The sequence below is a fragment of the Pseudomonas sp. SST3 genome, assembly GCF_003325755.1.
The window spans coordinates 1-3877 of sequence record NZ_QORI02000150.1; the positions used below are offsets into that span (position 1 = coordinate 1).

Genomic DNA, 3877 nt, shown 5'->3' on the forward strand with positions numbered 1-3877 from the left:
TCGACGCCGGCGTAGCCCTGGTGCTGCAGGCGCTGCCTCGCGGCCAGCGGCGGCGCTTGAAGGTGCGCCTGCCGTTTCTTGCCACTGTGGATAACGCCGCGCCCAAACCACGCCAGAGCGCCTACGGCCCGGCGCAACGGGGTGAGTTGGCAGCCCATGACGTCGAGATTGAACAGGATGAGTTATTCACAGACGCACTGCTGCAACCGGCCAAACCGCGGCCCAAGCGCCTCAAGGTGATCAAGGCCAAGAGCGGCGCCGATCGTATGAAAGCTGCCACAGCCAAGGCCAGTGGGGGTGGGGGGCAGGTGCTCAAGGGCGTCAGCGCCGAAGAGGGCGCGCAGGCGATTCTCAAGTTGCTGATAGAGGAAGGCGTGGTTCGCTAAGCTCTTCTGAAAAGATAGCGAGGCAAACGCTGTATACACCACAGCGTTTGTCTCGCAACAGACATTTTACTTCTCAGTCTTTCTTATCCCACGCATCGTTCCATTGGCTGCCTACACCAGGTTCGTAATAGCTGGGTGATTGCGAGCACCAGCCGCTATTTGGGTAGGGTTTGCACACATAATTGGCGCCCTTGTTAGATACAAACGTCACCTGGCTTGTAAGGGGGGCTCTTGTTCGGCACGTACGCGGGGTATTCCCCACCGCCCGCTTCGACTATCGCCATGGCCTTGGAGTAACCCTTGACCTGTACGAATACCGAATTGACCTGCGGATCAGCCGTGTTGAACACAATGTCATTGCCGTCTTTTTTCCCCTACTTTGGCGATGCTTGAAGGGATTTGATTGGCCAGTTGCGGGCCCCATATCTTCGCGTCCAGATTGTTTGCGTCAATGGGCAGGGTAATGTCTACGACCTCTTTCGCTTGTGGCGTGTTGTCCAGAATACGGAAGTGAACGGCGTTTCCTGGGGTGAGGTCTTTCATGACGGCATCGATGAATTGCCCCAGATCAAACCACCGCTCGGGAACGCCTGCCCCGATAATATTGATATCACTGCAGTTGTAGAATCCTTCCCCGGCCGGGTCAATTCGTTGCCATTGCACGAAGAGGGTCGCGTTGCCGAATTGTTCTGCAGGGATAGGCACTGGAAATCTGAAGTACCCCGAAGACGAAATGGCAGGCGGCCTGGTGCCCCAGTCGGTTTGAGCGACTGTCAGTTGCTCGGTATGGATAAGGACCAAATCATTCCAGGTCAGCGGTGCTGTGGTCGGATCAAAGCCAGGTTTTGTCAGGAATACCTTTGCAAAACTGGGGACGTGAGGGGCCGTACCGATGATGCGAACGTTCATTTTACCGTCGTGAGGCGTGACGTCCGTCCGGTACCAATCATTTGACACCAAGTTAAGGCCGTCTTTCTTCTTGTCACCTGCTGAACATAGCTGCCCATCTGGAACTGCTTTTTTAACGATTTCCGGGTCGTTATACCCCGGGGCAGCAATTAAATGGGCAACTTCATTCCATTGCTGGCCTGGATACTGTCCGCTTGTTTTGGCTAACGCCGCGCATCCTGGATCGCTGGGGTTTCCCGACCAGAAATCTGGAAGCGCTTTGCAATGAACCTGGCGTGATACCGGCTCATCGACGGCACCGTGTGCCATGACCAACAGGGGGGCCAGAAGCACCGCTGCCAGCAGCCACTTGATGAGAACGTTCGTATGTTGCTGTAAATTATTCATGCTCTAGTCCACCTTCAATTCAGACAAACAAGTTCCGAACTGCTGGAACGCTCAGTGTGTTGTTAGCGTTTTGTAAGCATCGATGGCATAGCGAATGTCTCGCAGCGAACGCTGCAAGTCGAGTTCCCGAATGTGTTGACCCATCAGCGCCGTCAGCGGATAAGCCACTGTCGAAAGCGTGGCCAGTGAGGCCAGCGTCAGTAGTAATCAATCAGCGTAAAACCTTTGGCGCGGTGATGGCTGGGATTGCCCTGCCACGTCACCGGTCTATCTCCTCTTTTGCGCCAAGGACTTCTGTACTCACCTGGGCCAATGGATATAACTGCAAGAAAGAGTGTAGATGAAGTTTAAATTTGAGCGTTTCCGCACAAGGAACGGACAAGCGGGCAATTACCCACAATCGCTGTGCACGTGCCTGTGGATAAGGTGTTTGTGTTTGTCCGCAGGGCACGTATTTAAAGGCCTGTGCGCTATTGGCTGAAAAATGATCAGGCTAAGTGGCGGTTTTCTCTAGGGTTTTGCTGTGGATAAAGCTAAGCGGATTTTATAACTTGCCCCCAAAGTCTGTTGGCGGATCTGTGGATAAGATGTTCGCTATCCGTTGTAGGCCAGGTAATACGAGGCCTACAGAGGGTTGGTTAAAAAATCACCAAAACACTGTATTTAACCCTTAAAACGTCTCATGACCCGCGGAAATAGCGACTTTAGGTGGTTTTCCACAGCCCAGACAAAGTTGCCCCCAAAGTCTGTTGGCGCATCTGTGGATAAGGTGTTCGCTTACCGCTGCAAGCCACGCCAAACAAGGCTCTTGGAGGTTTGATCAATAAATGATCAGCTTGAGCTGAAACCCGGAAGTTTGAATAAGTCACGGATTTTCTTGATTTAATTTTCGTCCACGACGCAATTGCCCACAATTGCTGTGGGTGGCTTTGTGGATAAGTTGTTGGGTAAAGGCTGGAGGGCAGGGTGGTAAAGGGCTGTATCAGAGCTGATCGAATTTTGAACAGCTAATCTGTCCTAATGTGGGAGCTGGCTTGCCTGCGATAGCGGTCTATCAGCCAATACAGACTTTGACAGACACCATGCCATCGCGGGCAAGCCCGCTCCCAAACAAGCGTTATTCGTGAGCAGCTACGCCTTTGAGATAAGGCGCCGGCGCCGCACCCAGGTTGCTCAGCRTGCGCTCGCTGTACCAATCCACAAAATTCACCACGCCAAATTCATAGGTCTTGGAGTACGGGCCGGGTTGGTAGGCGGTGGAGTTGATCCCGCGCTGGTTCTCTTCGGCCAGGCGGCGGTCCTGGTCGTTGGTGGCGTCCCACACCTGGCGCATGCGTTCCACGTCGTAGTCCACGCCTTCCACGGCGTCCTTGTGCACGATCCACTTGGTGGTAACCATGGTTTCCTGGGCGCTGATGGGCCACACGGTGAACACAATGATGTGGTCGCCCATGCAGTGGTTCCAGGAGTGCGGCAGGTGCAGGATGCGCATCGAGCCCAGGTCCGGGTTCTTGATGCGGCCCATGAGCTTGGCACAACCTTGTTTGCCATCCAGGGTCATCGACACGGTGCCCTTGAGTAGCGGCATGCGCACAATCCGGTTACGCAGGCCGAAGCTGGCGTGGGCGTAAGGGATCTTCTCGGCATCCCAGGCGGCGGCGGAGGCGGCTACGTGGTCCTTGAACGCCTGGTCGGCACGTGGGTCGGTAACGTCGTCCCATTCCAGCAGGGTTTTCAGCAGTTCCGGGTGCGAGGCGTTGCAGTGGTAGCACTCGCGGTTGTTTTCCAGCACCAGCTTCCAGTTGGCTTTTTCGAACAAGGTGGTCTGGATCGCCACCTTGGTGTTCTCCATGTCGTAGGGCTCCATGTAATGGCTGAGCGTCGACAGGAAGTCATCGATGGCCGGCGGATTTTCGGCCAGGCTGATAAAGATATAGCCGCCAGCGGTCTTCACGTTCACCGGCTTCAAACCGTACTGCTTCATGTCGAAATCGGCGCCCATCTCGGTGCCGGCGAACAGCAGGCGGCCGTCCAGCTCGTAGGTCCACTGGTGGTAGTGGCAAACCAGCTTGGCGACCTTGCCCTTTTCGCTGGTGCACAAAGCGCGAACCACGGTGGCGGCACACGTTGTGAAACGCATGCACCACGCCATCGGCACCCCGGATCACGATGATTGGGTTCTTGCCCACTTGCAG

Annotated in this window: 2 protein-coding genes and 2 pseudogenes; 1 reads left to right on the forward strand and 3 read right to left on the reverse strand. The window is 55.2% G+C overall.

The window, feature by feature from the left end; translation table 11 throughout:
• Nucleotides 1–386, forward strand: a pseudogene (locus DQ405_RS25510) (electron transfer flavoprotein subunit beta); the annotation flags it as partial.
• A 194-nt stretch (nucleotides 387–580) separates the two neighbouring features.
• Here DQ405_RS25510 and DQ405_RS27950 read toward each other — a convergent pair.
• From DQ405_RS27950 to gbcA, 3 genes and pseudogenes are all read right to left on the reverse strand, one after another.
• Nucleotides 581–736: a hypothetical protein gene (locus DQ405_RS27950; RefSeq protein WP_241730227.1), complete on the reverse strand. Its 156-nt coding sequence runs from the start codon at nucleotides 734–736 to the stop codon at nucleotides 581–583.
• A 4-nt stretch (nucleotides 737–740) separates the two neighbouring features.
• On the reverse strand, nucleotides 741–1682 hold the full coding sequence (locus DQ405_RS25515; protein WP_241730228.1) for a lytic polysaccharide monooxygenase: 942 nt from the start codon (nucleotides 1680–1682) through the stop codon (nucleotides 741–743).
• A 1117-nt stretch (nucleotides 1683–2799) separates the two neighbouring features.
• Nucleotides 2800–3877 (reverse strand): annotated as a pseudogene (gene gbcA / locus DQ405_RS25525) (glycine-betaine demethylase subunit GbcA); the annotation flags it as partial.

Excerpts from the sequence above, each read along its gene's own strand:
- DQ405_RS25515 (WP_241730228.1), bottom strand. The coding sequence starts at position 1,682 with ATGAATAATTTACAGCAACATACGAACGTTCTCATCAAGTGGCTGCTG.